A 21,266-nucleotide genomic window follows, 5' to 3' on the forward strand; every position below is an offset into this window, starting at 1 on the left:
CAATCTTATGCCCTGCTTATCCGAAAAACATATAGCCTATCAGTATTGCAGCTATTATCCCTGCCAGGTCGGCCAGAAGGCCACATGGCAGTGCGTATCTTGTATTCTTTATTCCAACAGAGCCGAAATACAATGCCAGAACATAAAAGGTTGTCTCAGTCGAGCCCTGCATTATGCAGGCAAGGCGTCCTGCAAATGAATCAGCCCCGAAGGCGTTCATCGTATCTATCATCATTCCCCTGGCACCACTACCGCTCAATGGTTTCATCAGTGCGGTGGGCAGCGCATCCACAAAGCGGGTGTCAATACCAAGCTGAGCTATCACCCAGGCAATACCGTCAATAAGAAAGTCCATAGCCCCGGAAGCCCTGAACACCCCTATTCCTACAAGTATTGCAATCAGATAGGGGATAATCTTTATTGCAACTCCAAAGCCTTCCTTGCCTCCTTCGATAAAGGCTTCATAGACATTGATCTTCTTGATTAAGGCCCTGACAATAAAGACAATAATAAAGGCAAAAAGCATCAGGTTTGCCGTCAGTAATGATACGGTCCTGAGCTGATCCCCGTCAAGTCTTGAGAGTCCCCACAACAAGGCGCCCACCAGGGCACTTGCTCCACCCAGATAGGCCAATACTACCGGATCATGCAGTTTGATACGCTGCACAATAGCCACTGAAATAAGGCCTGCCATAGTAGAAAAGAAGGTTGCAAGCATTATAGGCAGGAAAATATCGGCAGGGTTGGCAGCCCCCAGCTGTGCTCTGTACACCATTATGGATATTGGTATAATGGTAAGCCCTGAGGTGTTGAGCACAAGAAACATAATCTGGGCATCTGAAGCCCTGTCTTTTTGAGGATTTACATTCTGCATCTCATCCATGGCCTTGAGTCCCATTGGAGTAGCGGCATTATCAAGGCCCAGCATATTAGCTGCAAAGTTCATCATCATCGAACCGTAGGCAGGGTGGTTCTTGGGGAGGGAGGGAAACAAACGGCTGAACAGAGGGCCGATAGCTTTTGACATCAGGGATACCATGCCTCCCTTTTCGGCAATCTTCATAAAGCCCAACCAGAGAGTAAGTACTCCGGTCAGTCCCAGGGATGTCTCAAATCCTATACGGGCATAGTCAAACGTCGAGTTAACCAGTTCGGGAAAAACTTCATAGTCCTGAAAGACAATAAGCCTTACAAGTGCTACAATAAAGGCAACCACAAAAAACGCTATCCAAATATAGTTAAGTACCATCGCAGGGTATTATAAGTATTTCTGTCTATATTGTGAATTGGGTATCCCGAATTCCTTACAGGTTATTTCTTCAATCTCAATCTGCCAGACTTTGACATTGCGAACTGCCGGATCGGAGTATGTGAAGGACATATTGGTATAGTTCTCCATTATAATATCCAGAGCCTCGCGTTTACTGTCCATATCTTCGATAAAGCTTACCTTTCCTTTTACAACCACACTTGTCGAGTGCATGCTATAGCTGCAGGCAACTTCCTTGTGCTGATATACCAGCTTACCTCCTTTACAGAAACAGATACTGACTCTGGGGTCGGCTTCAAGTGCCTCGACAGCCGTTCCTTCCGGCGCGCTGTGCAGGAAGAGCTTTCCATCCCTATATCCGAAATTCATCGGTATAACATAGGGCCCTTGATGGGTGACAAGACCTACGAAGCAAATCTCACAATTCTTTATTACTGAATCTATTATGTTCTGATCTTTATGTTCCCTTGTCTTCATCTATACTTAATGATAAAATTCGTCTATACTAGTTAGCTCTTGTATTTTGGACTTAGTTCTCGGCCTGCAAACAAGATTACTTAATTATACCCTTTGCTGTTTTTCAGTCCCTTTGTTGAGACAAAGCTTATTTAATAATGGTCCGTTCCCCATGTTGATGTGAAATAAGTTTTAGGGCATTCTGCAGCAGATTTATCTCCTTCATCAGATCCAAAAGCCTTTCGTTATTCCCTTCTTCCTGAACGGTCTTCATCTCCATTGTAAGGTGCTCAATTCTGGTCTTTAGGAACTTCCATTTGAGTTCGGTTACAATCCTGGGGACCAGCTGATCCAGGATGTCTTCGTCAGTCTTGACATCCCCATACCTTGTATGTATCCTGCTCAGCCGGTATTCTCTTGCAATCAGGTCAGTAGCAAGGGTACTGACTGAAGGGTTGGGGTGTCCCACAAAGTAACGGTGAGGCACAAACTCAGGTGAAAGCATATTCGCCTCGTATTCATCAAGTATCAGATTATGAATGGGGTTGAGGCTGCTAAGCTCATCCTGCCTGATCTCATGGATAATAAACTCACCCACTGTCATATCTCTGACCTCCTCACCACTGGTTACGGGACCAAGAGTTTCGCTTCCATATTTTATAAGGTAACGAAGGACTTCCCTTTCCTCGTTTTCGAGAGGATTATCGGTAAGTGGTGGCAGATCACGTGCCTGTGTCTCAGGCTGAGGAGCAGACGGTGTCGGCCGTCTGCTTACGTTCCTGCTTTGTTCTTTTAGTTTCAGTTTCCTAATGCCGTCATACAGGAAGGCTTCTTCCACTCCCAGCAACTGGCTGCATTCCTTTACATAGACCGATTGTACTATTAGATCCGGAATCACAGATATAGTGCGTATAATATCCTGGATTACCTGGGCCTTTTTTATCGGGTCATTGGCGCTATCCTGCATGAGGACAGAGGTTTTAAACCTGATAAAGTCGGTCTCGTGGCTTCTTATATATTCCACAAGCTCTTCCCCACTCATTGACTTTGCAAAGCTGTCGGGGTCGTGGCCGTCAGGAAGCAACAGCACTTTAATATTCATGCCTTCGGCAAGTACCATGTCGATACCCCTCAATGAGGCTTTGATACCGGCAGGGTCACCGTCGAAGATAAAGGTCACATTGTGCGAAAAGCGCGACATCAGCTGGATCTGTTCCAGAGTCAGGGCGGTTCCAGAACTGGCTACCACATTGCATATTCCGGCCTGATGAAAGGAAAGTACGTCAGTATAACCCTCCACCAGATAGGTGCAGTCCTGCCTTACAATCTCCTGACGAGCCTGGTAGATACCATAAAGAATGCGGCTTTTGTGATAGATCTCAGACTCAGGCGAGTTGAGGTACTTGGCTGTGTTGGGGTCGTTTTTGATAATACGGCCTCCGAAACCAATAACCTTACCCGAAAGACTAAGGATGGGAAAGATTACTCTACCTCTGAAGCGATCGGCTTTATAGTCATCACGAACTATTGTAAGTCCCGTTTTCTCAAGGTACTGGAGCTTATAGCCATGCACCAGAGCCTGCTTTGTAAGTGCATCTCGTTGTTCGGGAGAGTAACCCAGTTGAAACTTCCTGATTATGTCATCCCGAATGCCGCGCTGCCTGAGGTAACCAAGTCCAACCGACTGTCCCTCGTCGGTTTCATATAGAGACTTAGTAAAGAACTTAGCTGCATACTCGGTCACAAGCATCATGCTTTCCCTTTCGGTCTGCTGCTCAAGTTCTTCGGGTGTGGGTACCTTCTCCTCTATAGTTATATGAAACCTGCGTCCGAGCATTATGACAGCCTCCACGAAGCTGATCTGCTCGTGCTCCATCAGGAAGTTGACAGCATTACCGCCCTTACCACAGCCAAAGCATTTGAATATCCCTTTGGAGGGGGAAACTATAAAGGAAGGTGTCTTTTCATTGTGGAAGGGGCACTTGCCAATATAGTTGACACCGCGCCTTTTCAGATTTACATAATCGGATACGATTTCTGTAATCTGGCTCTGGGCTTGCTCTACGATGCGTTCTACTATGGCCTGGTCAATCATATATTCCCTTTATTGTTTCAAAGATAGCCAAAAATGAAATGCCGTGTTATTCGTTATCATTACTGATGGAGTCAGACAAATCATCTCTACCCCTGATACCAAAGCTCTTGTCCACCTTGAGGCGATTGATAATAAAAAAGCCCGGCACTGTGCTGATAAGTACCCAGATAAAGAAGTTTTTATAGCCCAGCCATTCCTGAATATAACCAGAGATCATACCCGGCAGCATCATGCCAAGGGCCATAAACCCTGTACATATTGCATAATGGGCGGTTTTGTGCTCTCCATCAGAAAAGTAAATAAGGTAGAGCATAAAAGCAGTAAATCCAAAGCCGTAGCCAAACTGTTCTATAGCTACCAAAAATGAAATCAGGTAGAGGCTTTCCGGCTGCATAATGGCCATGTACAGATACACAGTATTGGGTAGGTTGAGAGCAAGTGCCATTGTAAAAAACCAGTACCTAAGTCCTTTACGGGAGGCTGCGATGCCTCCCGTAATGCCTCCCAGCATCAGGGCTATAATCCCAATTGTACCATATACGATTCCTATTTGTTCAGTTGAAAGTCCCAGACCTCCGACTTCGCGGAGGTCGAGCAGGAAGGGGCTTGCCATTCTCACAAGTTGAGACTCTCCCAGTCTGAAAAGCAACATAAAGGCTAAGGCCCAGCCGACCTGCTGTTTCTTGAAAAAACTTGCAAAGGTGCGGAAGAACTCTGAGGTAATGCCAGATCCCTCACTGTTTCCGGCAGGCTTGTCTGATGCCGGTTTAGGAAGGATGAAGGCATGGTAGAGAAACAACATCAGGAAGATAATAGCAACAATTAAAAAGGTCTTGCTCCACGCAATATTGAGGTTGGCAGAGTGCTTTTCGAGGTAGCCTGCTATTATTATCAAGGCACCCTGGCCTGAGATTAGTGCAATGCGGTAAAAGGTGCTGCGTATCCCAATAAAATAAGATTGCCTGGCTTCATCCAGACCAAGCATATAGAAACCATCTACGGCAATGTCGTGGGTTGCCGAACTAAAAGCTATCAACCAGAAAAAGATCAGAGAATATCTGAAAAACTCAGGTCCCGGCAGGCTAAGAGCCACTCCTGCAAGAGAGGCTCCAAGGATTAGCTGCATTGCAATAATCCACAGGCGTTTGGTTCGGAATATATCAACTATCGGACTCCACAGTGGTTTAATTACCCAGGGCAGGTTGAGCCATCCTGTGTACAAGGCTATGTCAGCGTTTGAGATGCCCAGTCGCTTGTACATAATGATGGCAACAGTGTTGACCATAACATAGGGAATGCCCTGTGCGAAATAAAGAGACGGAATCCATGCCCAAGCCGATCTTGCTTTTCTTTCCTTCATATCAGGTAGTATTACTGCCTGTTGGGTTATTTTTGCCATTCCCAGGCAGCCTGAGTTTCTATTATTTTTTGCGTAGTATCAGCCTCGCTTGTATGCCTTGCAAGGGAGTCTGAATATAGTTTATTTATATGCCCCATTTACACTTACAGGGATTGCAGACCAGATGATACTCGTAAATCTGTGCAGGGTAATCGATATTCAATGATCCTGGCGATTACTACCATAGCTTTTGCAATTCGGCTCCCCGGAAATAATGGCTGAGTATCTTCCTGTATTCAATTCCTTTGGCACCCATTACTGCTGCTCCGATCTGGCATAGTCCCACTCCATGCCCCCAGCCGGCCCCTATAAGGGTAAAGTAGCTGACAATACCATTACGTTGCAGGCTTTTTTCTACAATAAATGCCGAACTATAAAGATGGCTTTTAGAAAGTGCTCTTCTGATTTCAAGTTCCTTGCCTATTGTGAATGTCCCCTTGCTACCAACAATCTTAAGCTGTATTATTCTGCCTGAGACTCCTCTTTCTACAGGTATCAGGTCGTGAATTTCCCCAAGTTCGAGTCCTGCTTTTTCTTTTAGCAGATGCTGGAGCTCTTCCTGACTGAGCACTATCTTCCAGCGGTAGAAATCGGGGGTCTCTCTGTCATAGCTGTTAAGCACCTGATTTATTACCTCGTGGTCTTTACAATTGCAGTAGGAATCAAAGTTACCCCTGATCCAGCTCTCAGCCCCCGCTTCTGTCCTAAGATCGGGTATGGGAGTAAGGCTTCCCGCGTCAGCATCCGCAAAGCTTTGGAGGTAGGGATGAACCTTGGGTTCCCAGACGTTCTCAAATAATTCGGTGACACCCCCACAGCATTTTGAGAAGCGGGTATCGCATATCTCCCCATCATACATAAGCACTTCCCCACGTGTAGCCTCAACGGCATCACTTACGGCTGGAGAAGTGGCCCTTGTGATTCCCTGATAACGCTGGCAGTGATCGTCTGCACATACGTCATAGTCAGTATGCTCTTCCCTGTCATACCACCTGATACAGGAGTCCTCAGTTTTGTGACAGGAGTTGTATACCTCTTCCTCAGCAAGCTTCTCAGTTTTGCGTATCTGAGCCAGTAGCCAACTGCGTGATATCACAGCATGGGCTTTAAGGAGGTTAATAGATGAGGAGGCACTCATCTCTGAAGAGATTACACTTTTGAGATAGTCCTCTATATCTATCTGATTGACAGCAGCAAGGCCTTCCTGGCCGACGATAAGTTGAAGTTTTCCTTTAAACTCCTGGTCTTCACTGCGCTGCCAATGGAAATCCTTCCCTATGCACACATCCCTGAGTATAAAGCTGGCATTTGAGGCATCAACTGGTTCAAGAGTTAAAGGAAGTGGCAATTTGGATAAACCCATGTCATTCTTTAGCATTACATGGGAGTTTTTCTCCTGTAGTGCCACGATTTCACCACTGAACAAATTGTTGCTCATGGCATCCCTGAAGTTGCCCTTTAGTATAAAGGATATTTCTTCACCGCTGATGATGCCAACCCTTATTTCCATTCTGACTGTGTTATTGATGTTTTGATTGATTCCCAGAGAGGATTACTTACTGATACCTGCTTGAATATATCTGTTATAAGTTTGCTATCCAGCTTTTCGAAGTCTTCCGCTCTTGGACAACTGACTACTCCACCCATCTCTACTGCCGCAGGACTAAGCAAAATCTGATTCGTCCCCTCAAGGAAGAATTGCGATGGCCTGTGACTGCCGCGGGGAAAAATAAAGGTTCTCCATTCTTTTGGTGCGCGACAGCAGATAATATTGAGCATTGGTTCTGTCTCTCCCGGCATCAGTTTTTCTAGTACTCCAAGTATCTGTTTGAAGATTCTGCTTAATTCCTGTGCATTGTTACCTCGCAAAACCAGGACCTTTCTCAGATAGTTGTCCAGGGCTATGAGCCTTGAGTTATTTGTTTGAATTAGTACATCTCCATCCTGCAATTCAAATTCCCTCTCAACAGGCATATAGTACTTATCACCGGCCTGAAAGTGAAAGTGCATGGGAGCCGAAGCCCCACAGGCTGGACCATTATAAAATACTGAGAAACTCCAAAGGTCATTTGCAAGGGAAAGCATGGTTTCGAAGTGTCCCCGTATGGATTGCGGAGTGTGGGTCTTTGAAACTATTGTAAGATGCTTTCTGAAAATAGGATAGGGATTAACAAGTATCTCAATATTTCCAGGGTAGGGTACTGACAGTTGCTGCACGGGCCTGTTGGCCTGACACAAGAAACATAGGCTTTCGTCAGGTATGTTATGTATATCAGTCTTTGCGGTTGTAGAGCGGATACGTTCGGGATTATGCTGGAGTATAACCTGGATATGCTCACCCAGGGAAACAATGCGCTCGTGCGCATTTTCCAATGCCCCGAAGTTTTTGTGTGCAAGATCCCATCCTTCAAGTTGCTCCTTTATCAGTAGTTCAACCTTTCGATTTATATCATTATTCTCCTTTATCATTTGAGTAACTATTGTCCCTGTTTTTCCTTATTCTGGCATTTAGTTCTATGGTTCTCAGACAGTCTTTGTAATGGTTGTAAGAATTCATCCGGGCAGTGTCAAGGGCGGCATCGCTATTGTCTTCCCAGCGCCTGCAAAGGTAGAGGGGTTCGTATATTCTGCCTATTCTGTAACTGCGTGATATGGTCAGTCCCACTGCATAGTCCTCACCGTAACTTGTATTTGGAAATCTGATCTGTCTGATAACAGGCGTAAAGAAGGCCCTGGGAGCACCAAGTCCATTGATGCGCAGGGCGTTGTTGGGTCCGTTGGTGGGAGTCCACTCCTTGTGATCTATTATTCCCGGAGGTATTTCCTCCAGCTTAAAGTTTACCATACTGTAGGAACCGACAACCATAGCACATCGCTCCCTGTAGAAGCAGTCCACTATAGTCTTGATCACCTGCTTGTCGAAATATAGGTCGTCACTGTCGAGCTGGATGGCAAACCTACCGCACATGGGGTGGAAGATTGCTTCGTTCCAGCATCCTCCTATGCCAAGGTCATAGCGCTCAGGTATCACGTGTACTAATCGCTTATCATGTTTGGCGTAGCTGGCAATAATTTCGGAAGTGCCATCAGTAGAGTGATTATCAACTACTATCAGGTTAAAGCCAAAGGGGACCTCCTGATCAAGTACGGAACGAATGGCATCCTCTATAGTCTTGCAGCGGTTGCGAACCGGGATAACCACTGTTGCTTCAACAGGAAAAGTCCCCTCCTCAAGTCTGACCTCTTGGAAGTCGGGGGCCAGCCATGCGCCGACTGCCTTCAGGTGGCGGGTGCAGACTTCTTCCATCTCTATCTGAACCTCACGCATGCGAGGATTGACATAGTCAAAGATCTTTTCTCCACTGCTGCGACGGTCGCTTTCCCTGATAGTGTAGAGTGGTTCTGGAATATGGAATATCTCGGATCTTCTTGATATTGCAAGTCTAAGTTCATATACAGCCCCAAAGCGTAGTTCACTGCTTACTTCCTTAGCAGATTGCTTAAAAATATCTGTGCGGAAAAAGAGCAGGGGACCGAAGTTAAAATCATCCCTTAAACTCCCTTCCTGATAGTCGATAAGGGGAACGTTAATAACAGCTCCGTCCCTTTCATCCCTGTAATCAGAATAGAGCATTGCAGCTCCGGTAGCACGGCAGATCTGGATAAATCGTTCGATAGCATAAGGTCCGGTTTCAGGCAGTCCTGCTCCTGTATAGAGCAGAGAGAATTCACTATCTGACAATGCTGCTATCTTCTTTATTGTATCACCGGTAAATATTGGTGCAGCATCAAGGTGTTGAACCTTGTCGTGGATATGGCCATAAGTAGCCTGACTACCGACCAGGAAGACTTTTTTAATTGCGGGGTTGAGGCAAAAACGGGAGAGTACCTGTTCTTCCCCATGTACTGCCTGCATAAAGCAGGTAACCGAGTCATTCATATTTTGCATATCTTTATCTAGTCAAAGTTACTTTCTTTAGGTCTTATTAGGAAATAAACCCGCATCATGATTCTGATTGCCGACAGCGGATCTACCCACACCACCTGGGCCCTGGTTGACAGGGACAGTTCGGATGTGCTTTATTGTGAAACACCGGGGATTAACCCGTACTATCAGGATGAAGACGAGATAGTTGCTGTGCTGTCGGATGAGTTTTCGATGGATATAAATCAGGTCAGAAAGATCTATTTTTACGGAGCTGGCTGCGCTAATCCTGAGAAATGTGCGCTTGTTGGAAGAGCATTGATGAGGTTCTTCGGTATTTGCGAAATAGATGTACAGAGTGACCTTATGGCAGCAGCCAGGGCATTGTTAGGGAGAGGCAGTGGTATTGCTGCAATACTGGGTACAGGCTCCAATTCATGCTATTATGATGGACATAAGATAGTAAGCAATGTCCCACCACTGGGTTTTATTTTGGGTGATGAGGGCAGTGGTGCAGTATTGGGACGGACACTGGTAGGTGATATACTCAAAAAACAAGTTCCGGAGCATATCTGTAGCAGGTTCTTTGAGCGGTACCAACTTAGTGCAGCAGATATTCTTGAAAGAGTTTACCGGCATCCCTTCCCCAACAGGTTTCTTGCAGGTTTTACCCACTTTATTGCCGATAATATTGAGGAAGAGGCTATGTCAGACCTGGTAAGAAAAGCTTTTGCAGCCTTCTTTGTACGCAATATAGCCTTGTATCCAGAGGCCACAGGTTTGCCGGTAAACTTTGTAGGTAGCGTGGCTTATGAATTTCGTGAACTTCTTAAAGAGGCCGCAGCAATAACCGGATTTGGGGTGGGACAGATTATGCGATCACCGGTTGCCGGACTTATAAGGTACCACCTCTAAGAATTGGCTGAATCGGGCTATATAGAATGGCTCTACTGGCATTTAATTGTGCCTTTAAGGAAAGATGTTCCTTTTTTATGTGTACCAATTGATATTTCCATTACAGCTTACGTATTGTAAATAAAAAAGGCTACCACAAGAGTGACAGCCTTTTTGTGTTTTATGTCGTCCTAAGTTAATCAAGACGTTTTCTGATAGCTTCGGTTTCCTTTTCAGAACCGGGTTTGCCAAGCAGGGCAAACATGTTCTTCTTATAAGCTTCAACACCGGGTTGGTCGAAAGGGTTGACCCCCAATACATATCCGCTGATACCGCATGCCTTTTCAAAGAAATACAGCAGCTGACCAAGGTAGAACTCGTTCAATTCGGGTAATACGACACGGATATTGGGTACACCACCGTCGATATGGGCCAGACGGGTACCAATCTCCGCCATTTTGTTGACTTCGTCAACACGTTTACCTGCAAGGTAGTTGAGGTTGTCTAGGTTGTCCCTGTCACTAGGAATCTCAACCTTGTATTTAGGTTTTTCGATAGAGATTACAGTTTCGAAGATATCGCGGCGTCCTTCTTGTATCCACTGACCCATTGAGTGGAGGTCGGTAGTGAAGTCAACAGATGCCGGGAAAATACCCTTGTTTTCCTTGCCTTCACTTTCGCCATATAGCTGCTTCCACCATTCTGCCACGTAGTGCAGTTTTGAGTGGTAGTTGACAAGTATCTCTGTAGTCTTGCCATCCCTGTACAGGAGGTTTCTTACAGCAGCGTAAACAGCAGAGGGGTTTTCATCAAATGCCTTATCAGCTGTTGTTTCCTTCTGCATAAAAGCAGCACCTTCAAGCAGCTTTTCGATATCTATTCCTGCTATTGCTATTGGAAGAAGGCCTACAGGTGTAAGAACAGAGAAGCGACCTCCAACATTATCAGGAATTACATAGGTTTCATAACCTTCCTTGTCAGCCAGGGTACGCAATGCACCTTTGGACTCATCAGTGATAGCTATAATGCGATCCTTGATCTGACCGACACCATATTTCTTTTCAAGTAGTTCCTTAAGCAGACGGAATGCCAGTGCAGGTTCGGTAGTAGTACCAGACTTAGAGATAACAACAACAGAAAAATCCTTGTCTTTGAGCAGATCCAGAAGTTCGTAGCTGTAGTCTTCGCAAATATTGTGGCCAGCATAAACAATAAGAGGTCTTTTGCTGTCTTTGTTCAGGGCAGAGAAATATCCAGAAAGAGCATCTATTACAGCTTTTGCACCAAGGTAGCTTCCTCCGATACCCACAACAACTACTATTTCTGACTGAGCGCTCAGGCGCTCAGCACTTTTCCTGATCTTTGTAATTTCATCCTTACCAACAGAAGTAGGCAGATCAAGCCAGCCCAGGAAGTCATTTCCCTTTCCTGTACCTTTCTCAAGGGTGAGCAATCCGTCGACTACTTCTTTCTTTATTGCCTGCAATGCTTCATCTGTGATAAAGCCTGCCGTCTTAGTGATGTCTATTTTGATCTTTTGCATACAATATTGAGCAACTTAAGTTTATCGTAATAATTCGGTAAGAAGTCTGATCTCTATTGCAGGAGAGATCTTTTCATATATAATGTTATATACTGCACTAGTTATTGGCATAAAGACACTGTACTTGTCGTTAATCTCCTTTATGCTTTTGGCTGCATAGTACCCCTCTGCAATCATAAGCATTTCAAGCTGGGCACTTTTGACTGAGTAGCCCTTGCCTATCATAGTGCCAAAGGTGCGGTTACGGCTGAACTGCGAATAGCAGGTAACAAGAAGGTCGCCAAGGTAGGCTGAACTCTTGATATCGCGAGGGATAGGGTGAACGGTATCCACGAAACGCTTCATCTCCTGAATGGCATTTGATATCAGCACAGCCTGAAAGTTATCCCCGTAGCCAAGACCATGGCAAATGCCGGATGCAATAGCCATAATATTCTTAAGCACTGCAGCATACTCTGTACCGTAGATATCGTCAGTTACCACGGTATTTATAAAGTTGCACTGCAGACGGTTGGCAAATTCACGTCCGGTCTTGATATTCTGGCAGGCAATTGTAAGGTATGATAACCTTTCCAATGCAACCTCTTCGGCGTGGCATGGTCCTGATATAACAAGTATCTGATCGAGAGGTACATCATAATATGTGTGGAAATAGCTGCCTATTACCATGTTCTCGTCAGTAACCAAACCTTTGATTGCCGAGACTATGAATTTGTCTTTAAGCGGCACTTTGAGATCCTGCAGAGTTTCTTTCAGGAATGCTGAAGGGTTTGCAAAGATCAGGATATCGGACTTCTCAACTATCTCGTTGATATCATTTGTGAAATGAATTCTGTCAGTGTCGAAACTGACAGAAGTAAGATAGTTGGGATTGTGCTTTATTTTCCTGAAAGCGTCAATATAATCCTGCTTACGGAAAAGCCAGTTGATGGAGTCTGAGTTTATCAGCACCATCTTTGCTATGGCCGTTGCCCAGCTGCCACTTCCAACAACTCCTATTTTTGACGTAGTTACGTCCATGTCTTTAGTATTTCGGATAAGATGCAGGGGTTACTTCTGTAACCATTCTGCAACCTCTTCTTTTGAGGGGTTGGTTAGGCCTAATTTATTCTTTTTGTTCAAGCCACACAAATCCTGATGTAACTTATTGGGGTTTTCCACTTCCAGTAAGTCCTTGACTCTCTGGAAACCGGCTTTGCGCACAACAGCGACCCATTCTTCGGGAATACCCAGTTCGATAAACTTCTCATCCGGATCCTTTTCAGCTTTCTTCTCAGGTTTCATCTGTGGGAAGAAGAGTACTTCCTGTATAGATTGCTGGTTGGTCATAAACATGGTAAGCCTGTCAATTCCGATTCCCATACCTGATGTCGGAGGCATACCATATTCCAGAGCTCGCACGAAGTCCTTGTCAATAAACATAGCCTCGTCATCGCCCTTTTCTGAGAGTCTGAGCTGTTCCTGGAAGCGTTCAAGCTGATCGATCGGGTCGTTGAGCTCACTATAAGCGTTAGCAAGTTCCTTGCCATTGACCATCAATTCGAAACGCTCGGTCAGTTCAGGATTACAGCGATGCCTTTTACAAAGCGGGGACATCTCTATAGGATAGTCGATAATAAAAGTCGGTTGTATGTAATTGTGCTCGCACTTCTCACCGAAGATCTCATCAATTAGCTTACCCTTACCCATTGACGGATCGGTTTCGATGCCTAGTTTTTTGCAAACCTCGCGCAGTTGAGCCTCATCCATTCCGGTAATATCAATACCTGTATGTTCCTTAATAGCATCAATCATTGTGATGCGCTTGAAGGGCCTCTTGTAATCGATGATGTTGTCACCAAGCTGAACCTTGGTAGTACCATGAAGTTCAAGAGCAACGCGCTCTATCATTTCTTCGGTGAAGTCCATCATCCAGTTGTAGTCTTTGTAGGCAACATAGATTTCCATAACGGTAAATTCAGGATTGTGAGTCCTGTCCATGCCTTCGTTGCGGAAGTCCTTGGCAAACTCATACACCCCTTCAAAACCGCCTACGATAAGCCTTTTAAGATAGAGCTCATTTGCAATACGTAGATAGAGCGGTATATTAAGAGCATTGTGATGCGTGATAAATGGACGAGCAGTAGCTCCACCGGGAATGGCTTGCAGGATGGGTGTTTCAACCTCGAGGTAACCTTTCTCGTTGAAGAAATTGCGCATTGTGTTTATAATCTTGGTGCGCTTGATAAAGGTGTCCATAACGTTATCGTTGACAATAAGGTCAACGTAACGCTGACGGTAACGCTGTTCAGGGTCACAGAAGGCATCGAATACCTGGCCATCCTTTTCCTTTACTACTGGCAAAGGCCTCAAGGCCTTTGCCAGAATGGTAAGCTCCTTGACATGAACTGTGAGTTCACCGGTCTGAGTAATAAAGGCAAAGCCTTTTACACCAACAATATCACCTATATCGAGAAGTTTCTTAAAGACGGTATTGTACAGAGTCTTGTCTTCGCCCGGACAGATATCATCCCGTTTAATGTAAATCTGAATTCTGCCTGTTGAATCTTTTAGTTCTGCAAATGAGGCACTTCCCATAATTCGGCGTCCCATGATGCGTCCGGCAATGCATACATCCTGGTATGCATCAGGGTTGGCTTCGTAATTTTTGAGGATGTCTCCGGCATAGTGTGTTACCGGATATTCATCGGCCGGATAGGGATTTATATTAAGCTCCTGCAGTTTCTTTAAGCTTTCGCGTCTGATAAGTTCCTGTTCACTCAGTTCGAGTTGATCCATGTCTTGTCCGTTTAGAAGTACAGTAAAACGCTGCAAAGATAAGTTCAAAATATTCAATTTAAAAAGGGTAACTTTACTTTATGGAATCCCAAGGCTATAAACATTTAAGAGCATCGCCTGTTATTCATACACATTTAAATTTAATTTTGCCTTGATACCCGGCCACAACAATAGATAGTTCTGATGGAAAATACGAAGAAAGGTATAAGCAAGCCGGATTGGCTAAAGATTAAACTTCCCAACACCAACGAATACAGCTGGATGAATAAAACCATCCGTGATCATGAGCTGCATACAATCTGTACTAGCGGAAAATGCCCAAATGCAGCCGAGTGCTGGGGTGCAGGAACAGCCACTTTTATGATACTTGGCGATATATGCACAAGGGCTTGTAAGTTTTGTAATGTAAAGACAGGAAGGCCTGAGGCTGTGGACTACAAAGAGCCGTTGCGAATAGCTCGCTCCATAAAGATTATGAAGCTTAGGCATGTAGTTATAACCTCTGTTGACCGTGATGATTTGCCCGATGGAGGTGCCGGAATCTGGGTCGAGACTATCAAGATGGTTAAGAAGATCAACCCTGAGACGACTATGGAAGTGCTGATTGGCGATTTTCAGGGGATGACGAATCTGGTGCAGATGGTTATAGACGCTCAACCTGAAGTAATCAGTCACAACGTGGAGACGGTCAGGAGACTGACTCCTCAGATCCGCTCAAGGGCTAAGTACGATGTAAGTCTGGATGTGCTTAAATATATTGCGGATGCCGGTTGTATAGCAAAGAGTGGCTTAATGCTGGGTCTTGGGGAAACTCAGGAAGAAGTGCTTGAAACTATGAAAGACCTCAGGAATGTTGGTGTCAGGGTACTTACAATAGGTCAGTATTTGCAACCATCGCCCAAACACCTTCCGGTACAGGAGTATATCAAGCCTGCGCAGTTTAGGTTTTACAAAGAGGAAGGCCTAAAGATGGGCTTTAAGTATGTAGAGAGCGGCCCGCTGGTTCGTTCCTCCTACCATGCCGAGCGCCATATTAATGCTTTGAAGGATTGATCAATTATGAATGTAGAATACAGAGATTTAGGCCTGATTGATTATAAGGAAGCCTGGGATATCCAGGAAGAGCTATTCGATAAACTTACATCAGCAAAAAGCGGAAAAGCAGAGCAGCAGGGAGTATCAAACTATCTGCTGTTTTGTGAGCATCCTCACGTTTATACGCTAGGGAAAAGCGGACATGAGTCAAACCTCCTGATTCCTGATGTCTTGTTACAGAGGATTAACGCAAAGTTTTACCGTATCAACCGTGGAGGGGATATCACTTATCACGGTCCCGGACAGATAGTGGGCTACCCGATTTTTGACCTGGAAGCCATAGGTATAGGTATCAAGGAGTATATCCACAGACTTGAGGAGGCAATAATACAGACTCTTGCTGATTTTGGCATTGAAGCCACCCGTCTTGATGGTGCGACTGGGGTCTGGCTGGATGTAGACAAGGGTCTTGCTGCACGCAAGATTTGCGCAATAGGAGTTAGGGCCAGCCGTTATGTGACTATGCATGGCTTTGCTCTAAACGTAAATACCGACCTTAGTTATTTCACTCATATCAATCCCTGTGGTTTTGTCGACAAGGGTGTGACATCTTTCCAGAAGGAACTTCAGGCACCCCAGGATATTGAAGCCGTTAAGAAAGTACTGCTTGGCAAACTGACAGCTTTGTTTGGTCTTAGTCTGGTTTAGTTTATTATCCGACATCTTCTCAGTATCCAAAGCAAATTGGCTATATTTGGATTGTAATTTATTTTAGGAGGCTTTGGTAGTTAATGGAAAGACGTTGGAAGATCAAAGAACCAGGTGATAGTGCTGTTGTTGAGGCTTTGGCTGGAGAACTTAATGTAGATAAGATTGTAGCTAATCTTTTGGTACAGAGAGGAGTTGACAGTTTCTCATCAGCAAAGTCTTTTTTCAGGCCTTCACTTGATGACCTTCACGACCCTTTTCTTATGAAGGATATGGATATTGCCGTTGATCGCCTGTGCAAGGCGATTCGCAGTGGGGAAAGAATTATGATCTATGGTGATTATGATGTTGACGGGACTACTGCTGTAGCGCTTGTGTTTTCCTTTCTAAGGCGTTATTATCAAAATCTTTTGTTTTATATCCCTGACCGATATACTGAAGGATATGGAATATCTACCAAGGGTATAGAAGCTGCAGCCGACAGCGGCTGCAGTCTGATAATATCGCTGGACTGCGGCATCAAGGCAGTCAATAAAATAAGGTATGCAAAGAATTTCGGCATTGACTTTATAGTCTGTGACCACCATACTCCTGGGGAAGCTCTTCCCGAGGCTTTAGCCTGTATAGACCCCAAACGTCAGGATGATACCTATCCCTACAAGGACCTCTCAGGTTGTGGTGTGGGTTTTAAGCTTTTGCAGGCTTTCTGCCTGCATAATGGCTACCCTGTTGAGCCTTTATATAAGTATCTTGACCTTGTGGCAGTAAGCATTGCTGCCGATATAGTGCCTATCACGGGGGAGAACCGGATATTGGCCTATTATGGACTCAAGCAGCTGAACAACGATCCGGGTACCGGATTGAAAAGCATCATTCATGTGTCCAATATGGAGGGCAAGGAGCTGGAGATGAGTGACGTAGTGTTTAAGATTGGTCCCAGAATAAATGCTGCAGGACGTATTGAATCAGGACGCGATGCAGTGGAACTTCTGATCAGTGGAGAGGAAGAGCTTGCAAAAAGTCTTAGCGCAAATATCAATGGACATAATGAGGTTCGTAAGGATCTTGACAAAAAGATTACAGATGAGGCTTTGCAACTACTCATCAATGATCCTTCACAAAAGGAGCGCAAAAGTACTGTCTTGTTCAGACCTCACTGGCATAAAGGGGTAATAGGGATTGTTGCATCCCGTCTGATGGATAAATTCTACAGGCCTACGGTAATAATAACCGAGAGTCAGGGACTGGCTACCGGCTCGGCTCGTTCAGTTGAAGGATTCGACCTTTATAGTGCAGTGGAGTCATGCAGTGACCTGTTGATTAGCTTTGGGGGTCACACATCTGCTGCCGGGCTAACTATGGATATTGGGAATGTTGAGCTTTTTGCCCAGCGATTCGAAGAGTGGGTAGAGGCACACATCACTCCCGAACAGATGATTCCTCAGGTTGAAATAGATGCCGAGATAAGGCTCAAGGACATTAATGCCAGACTTATGAGGCTGCTAGCCCAGTTTGCCCCATTTGGGCCCGCCAATCAGAAGCCTTTGTTTGTTACCCGCAGAGTGATTGATTACGGAACCACCAAACTAGTGGGAAAGGGGCGTGACCACATCAAGTTTGAGCTTATTGAGGAATGCTCAGGGGCAATAGTCAGGGGGATAGGATTCTCAATGAAGGATCATCTTACGAAGATCCAGTCAAGAGAGCCCTTTGATATTGTTTACTCCATCGAAGAGAATGTATACAATGGAGTAAGTTCGGTACAACTAATGATTAAGGATTTGCTTTTCCCTTATTAGCCTTCTTGCTGAATACCCCTACAGCCATTATAGCTCCAATAAGTACAACAAGCGCTCCTATATAGGCCATTGGTGCCAGAGCATCTGTACTGAACCAGCTGACATTGATCCACAGCAATATCTCCATCAAAAGCACTGTGATGATGGGGTTGAGCGTTATGATGACGCTTATTTTATTGGCGTCTATGTATTTAAGTGCTAATGAAAGACTTCCGTAGGCCAGCAGGGTATTGAATGCCAGGAAAAGGAAGAGAAACCATACGCCAATGCTGTGGGCCTGGAATAGTGTTGAGAAATCAGCAAATGGCAGGAACATCAACATTGGTATGGCATAAAGCATTAGACTTATCTCAGAAGTACTGTATTTATTTACCACCATTTTATTGATTATAGCATAGCCGGTCCAGGTTACTGATCCCATCAAAAGCCATAAAAATCCTGTCTGGAGTTCTTCCTTGCCGGGAATAAAGTCCAGCTGATAGTAGTAAAACACGACAAAACCCACAGCAGTAAGAATAAAACCGGCGATACGGATGGTATCTGCTTTTTCCTTAAACATAAAGAATCCGGCAAAGGCCAACAGTACCGGACCAAGCTGAATAATTATCTGTGCTACAAGCGGGCCTCCATAGTTTACACCCTGTTGATATCCTATAAAGTTAAATCCCAGTAATATAGCAGCAGCTACGAGGGAAAGCGGTGGTTTGACAAGTATCTTGAGTGAGGATGGAGTCTTAATAGCCATAAATAGGGCAATTGAGCCAAAGGCGACCAAAAAGCGCCACCATACGATGGTGTAAGAGTCAATATAGTTAAGAGCTACTTTAAGGGCTATAGCTAGTGTGGCCCAAAGAATTGCGGTATTCAACGAAAGTAAAATACCTTTGGTGTTGTTGGTCATATGTGTTGTTAATAATCGCGCTGCAAAATTAGTAATAGGCTTCACATTTTGATTAAATTATACTTTATATTTGTGGAAACATAAATTGGAAAACTATGAGACAACTCTTAAATCCCAAGATTGCACTTACTTTGATCACCTCAGTAGTTCTGCTCCTGACCTCCTGCAATATGAAGCGCAAATCGTCTGGCGACGGTCCGCAGGATGGAGCTGTTCTTGAGAAAACCACAGTTGAAGAAAAAGTACGTGAATTCGTATATCCGCTTCCTACAGCATTTGAAGTCACTGAAATGCTTAACAGGATTGGTGCAGCATATATTCTGACTCTTTCAAATCCGGTTAGCAATGTGGAGCGTTACCTTACAGAAAAATCAAAGGCTCTGAATCTGGGTATCTATAGCGCTGACCTTAGCTATGCCAGCGCTTATAACCAAAAGCAGAGTGTTATAGATTATATGGATGTATCCAAGAAGCTTATCGATGCTCTGAATATTTCCGGCGCTATCAGCCAGGATGTGATTGAACAGGTTGAAGCTAATCAGGATAATAAGGATGAACTTGTAAACATCATTACAAACACCTTCTACGATACATATGAATATCTAAATCAGGCCAACAGGGGATCAGTATCTCTGCTCGTTCTTGCCGGAACCTGGGTTGAGGGTCTTTACATTGTTACTCACATTACCGAGAATGTGTACTACAACAAGGAAATGGTAACGATAATAATGAAGCAAAAGGCTTCTCTTGACACTCTGATGGAACTTATGCAAGTTGCAAAGGATGATCCGGCTGTAGCTGAAACTATATCTGAACTGCTGCCACTTTACAATACTTATCTTGCTGTTGAAAATGATGCAATCACAGAAGCTCAGGTATTGTTTATTACCAAAGAGATTTACAGGGTTAGAAACAAAATGGTGGAGTAGTATTTGTCTCTAAGCAAAATAAAGAGGGGTGTCCTACAAGACACCCCTCTTTATTTTACTATGGCTTGAAGTTGAAATTAAGCTTCTTGGCAATCTCTGTTGCAAGTTCTTTATCAACCTTGTAGAAGTGTCCAAGCTGACGTTGTATTATTTCGTCTCGCTTAGGGCCTTCAATTCCGGCCATTGAACCGGCAAAATTGCTGATTGTTGCCTTGCGTTCTCTGTCTGTCATGACCTTTCTAAATAGCTGTCCAGGCTGGGTATAATGGTCGTCATCATTCTCGTTGCGGTCGTAAAAGTCAGCCCAGTCTGAGTGAAGATCCATACCCGGACTCTTGTACTTTGGATCAGCTTCTATACCATCATAACTATTAGGATAGTAGTTGGGTGCATCACCTCCGTTACCATTTACAGACATATAGCCGTCGCGTTCATGATTGTGGACCGGAACAATAGGTCTGTTGACGGGGATTTGCTCATAATTTGCTCCCAGGCGGTAGCGGTGAGCATCAGGATAAGCAAAGAGTCGACCCTGCAACATCTTGTCAGGTGACAGGCCTATACCTCTAACCACATTTGAAGGTGCAAAGGCAGCCTGCTCTACATCAGCAAAGTAGTTAACGGGTATCTCATTGAGCTCCATCACACCGACCTCAATAAGCGGGTATTCTGAGTGAGACCAAACCTTTGTGACATCAAATGGATTCCACCTGAACTTCTTTGCCTGTTCGTCTGTCATCACCTGGATATTGAGAGTCCACTTTGGATAATCGCCCTTCCTGATGGCATTTACAAGGTCTCTCTGAGCATAGTCAGGATCCTTGCCTCTCAGATCCTCTGCCTGAGCTGCCGAAAGAGTCTTGTTTCCCTGCTGGGTTTTGAAGTGGAACTTAACCCATACTCTTTCACCCTTTTCGTTGTACATAGAGAAGGTATGGCTTCCATACCCGTTCATATGACGGTAACCATCTGGTGTGCCTCTGTCACTGAAGAGTATCATTATTTGGTGGAGACTTTCAGGATTGAGACTCCAGAAATCCCACATCATGGTCGGACTCTTGAGGTTGGTGTGCGGATCACGTTTCTGAGTGTGGATAAAGTCGGGGAATTTCTTAGCATCCTTGATAAAGAATACCGGAGTATTGTTTCCAACAAGGTCCCAGTTGCCTTCATCAGTATAGAACTTAACGGCAAAGCCTCTTGGGTCACGTTCGGTGTCTGCACTTCCCTTTTCTCCACCAACAGTTGAGAACCTTATAAACACACGACATTCATTGCCTACCCTGCTAAACAGAGAAGCGCATGTGTATTTGGTGATATCATTGGTTACTGTGAATTTCCCAAATGCACCTGTACCCTTGGCGTGTACCACTCTTTCGGGGATTCTCTCCCTGTTAAAGTGAGCAAGTTTCTCAAACAGAAAGCTGTCCTGGATTAACACAGGTCCCCGTGGACCTGCAGACATACTGTCTTCATTTTCGTGATACGGCCTTCCTGATGCGGTTGTCAGCCTTTTTTTATCGTCTTTCATACC

Annotated in this window: 17 protein-coding genes; 5 read left to right on the forward strand and 12 right to left on the reverse strand. The window is 44.8% G+C overall.

Features of this window, described 5'->3' with window-relative positions; genetic code table 11:
* Positions 1-16: 16 nt before the first annotated feature.
* The 7 genes from M9189_RS01010 to M9189_RS01040 form a co-directional block, all read right to left on the reverse strand.
* Positions 17-1,249, reverse strand: a complete 1,233-nt coding sequence (locus tag M9189_RS01010) for a nucleoside recognition domain-containing protein (protein WP_250724049.1) — start codon at positions 1,247-1,249, stop codon at positions 17-19.
* 9 nt (positions 1,250-1,258) lie between these two features.
* A complete protein-coding gene (locus M9189_RS01015; protein WP_250724050.1) occupies positions 1,259-1,747 on the reverse strand; it encodes a pyridoxamine 5'-phosphate oxidase family protein in 489 nt (162 codons plus the stop codon).
* Positions 1,748-1,874: 127 nt separating this feature from the next.
* Positions 1,875-3,821, reverse strand: a complete 1,947-nt coding sequence (gene dnaG, locus M9189_RS01020) for a DNA primase (RefSeq protein WP_250724051.1) — start codon at positions 3,819-3,821, stop codon at positions 1,875-1,877.
* A gap of 46 nt (positions 3,822-3,867) precedes the next feature.
* A complete protein-coding gene (locus tag M9189_RS01025) occupies positions 3,868-5,220 on the reverse strand; it encodes an AmpG family muropeptide MFS transporter (RefSeq protein WP_250724052.1) in 1,353 nt (450 codons plus the stop codon).
* 178 nt (positions 5,221-5,398) lie between these two features.
* Positions 5,399-6,730 carry a SpoIID/LytB domain-containing protein gene (locus tag M9189_RS01030; RefSeq protein ID WP_250724053.1) on the reverse strand — a complete coding sequence of 444 codons (1,332 nt, stop codon included), beginning with the start codon at positions 6,728-6,730 and terminating at the stop codon, positions 5,399-5,401.
* Positions 6,721-7,689: a DUF4922 domain-containing protein gene (locus tag M9189_RS01035; RefSeq protein WP_250724054.1), complete on the reverse strand. Its 969-nt coding sequence runs from the start codon at positions 7,687-7,689 to the stop codon at positions 6,721-6,723. Before M9189_RS01035 ends, M9189_RS01030 begins: the two co-directional genes overlap by 10 nt.
* On the reverse strand, positions 7,673-9,160 hold the full coding sequence (locus M9189_RS01040; protein ID WP_250724055.1) for a glycosyltransferase family 2 protein: 1,488 nt from the start codon (positions 9,158-9,160) through the stop codon (positions 7,673-7,675). The genes M9189_RS01035 and M9189_RS01040 overlap by 17 nt, the downstream gene beginning before the upstream one ends.
* 66 nt (positions 9,161-9,226) lie before the next feature.
* Between M9189_RS01040 and M9189_RS01045 the strand changes: the two genes are divergently transcribed.
* Positions 9,227-10,060, forward strand: a complete 834-nt coding sequence (locus M9189_RS01045) for an ATPase (RefSeq protein WP_250724056.1) — start codon at positions 9,227-9,229, stop codon at positions 10,058-10,060.
* 175 nt (positions 10,061-10,235) lie between these two features.
* Here the strand turns inward: M9189_RS01045 and M9189_RS01050 are convergent, their stop codons facing one another.
* From M9189_RS01050 to lysS, 3 genes are read right to left on the reverse strand one after another with little or no spacing between them, the layout of a single operon-like run.
* Entirely contained in the window at positions 10,236-11,582 is a 1,347-nt protein-coding gene (locus M9189_RS01050) for a glucose-6-phosphate isomerase (protein ID WP_250724057.1), read from the reverse strand.
* 21 nt (positions 11,583-11,603) lie between these two features.
* Positions 11,604-12,602, reverse strand: a complete 999-nt coding sequence (locus M9189_RS01055) for an NAD(P)H-dependent glycerol-3-phosphate dehydrogenase (protein ID WP_250724058.1) — start codon at positions 12,600-12,602, stop codon at positions 11,604-11,606.
* Between the two features lie 30 nt (positions 12,603-12,632).
* On the reverse strand, positions 12,633-14,360 hold the full coding sequence (gene lysS, locus M9189_RS01060) for a lysine--tRNA ligase (protein WP_250724059.1): 1,728 nt from the start codon (positions 14,358-14,360) through the stop codon (positions 12,633-12,635).
* 183 nt (positions 14,361-14,543) lie between these two features.
* Between lysS and lipA the strand changes: the two genes are divergently transcribed.
* The 3 genes from lipA (at position 14,544) to recJ (ending at position 17,902) form a co-directional block, all read left to right on the forward strand.
* Positions 14,544-15,413, forward strand: a complete 870-nt coding sequence (gene lipA / locus M9189_RS01065; RefSeq protein WP_250724060.1) for a lipoyl synthase — start codon at positions 14,544-14,546, stop codon at positions 15,411-15,413.
* 6 nt (positions 15,414-15,419) lie between these two features.
* Positions 15,420-16,103, forward strand: a complete 684-nt coding sequence (gene lipB / locus M9189_RS01070) for a lipoyl(octanoyl) transferase LipB (protein ID WP_250724061.1) — start codon at positions 15,420-15,422, stop codon at positions 16,101-16,103.
* An 83-nt stretch (positions 16,104-16,186) separates the two neighbouring features.
* Positions 16,187-17,902 (forward strand): single-stranded-DNA-specific exonuclease RecJ, encoded by a 1,716-nt coding sequence (gene recJ / locus M9189_RS01075; protein ID WP_250724062.1) that lies wholly within the window; start codon positions 16,187-16,189, stop codon positions 17,900-17,902.
* Here recJ and M9189_RS01080 read toward each other — a convergent pair.
* On the reverse strand, positions 17,877-18,803 hold the full coding sequence (locus tag M9189_RS01080; protein ID WP_250724063.1) for a DMT family transporter: 927 nt from the start codon (positions 18,801-18,803) through the stop codon (positions 17,877-17,879). The two genes, recJ and M9189_RS01080, sit on opposite strands and share 26 nt — an antisense overlap.
* Before the next feature lie 95 nt (positions 18,804-18,898).
* On the opposite strand from M9189_RS01080, the gene M9189_RS01085 reads away from it, so the two are divergent.
* Positions 18,899-19,732 carry a hypothetical protein gene (locus tag M9189_RS01085; protein WP_250724064.1) on the forward strand — a complete coding sequence of 278 codons (834 nt, stop codon included), beginning with the start codon at positions 18,899-18,901 and terminating at the stop codon, positions 19,730-19,732.
* A 58-nt stretch (positions 19,733-19,790) separates the two neighbouring features.
* Here M9189_RS01085 and M9189_RS01090 read toward each other — a convergent pair whose 3' ends face one another.
* The gene (locus tag M9189_RS01090; RefSeq protein ID WP_250724065.1) at positions 19,791-21,263 is read right to left on the reverse strand and encodes a catalase; all 1,473 of its coding nucleotides are present in this window, start codon (positions 21,261-21,263) and stop codon (positions 19,791-19,793) included.
* Positions 21,264-21,266 lie beyond the last annotated feature (3 nt).

This window comes from Xiashengella succiniciproducens (assembly GCF_023674465.1).
Taxonomy (GTDB): domain Bacteria; phylum Bacteroidota; class Bacteroidia; order Bacteroidales; family Marinilabiliaceae; genus Geofilum; species Geofilum succiniciproducens.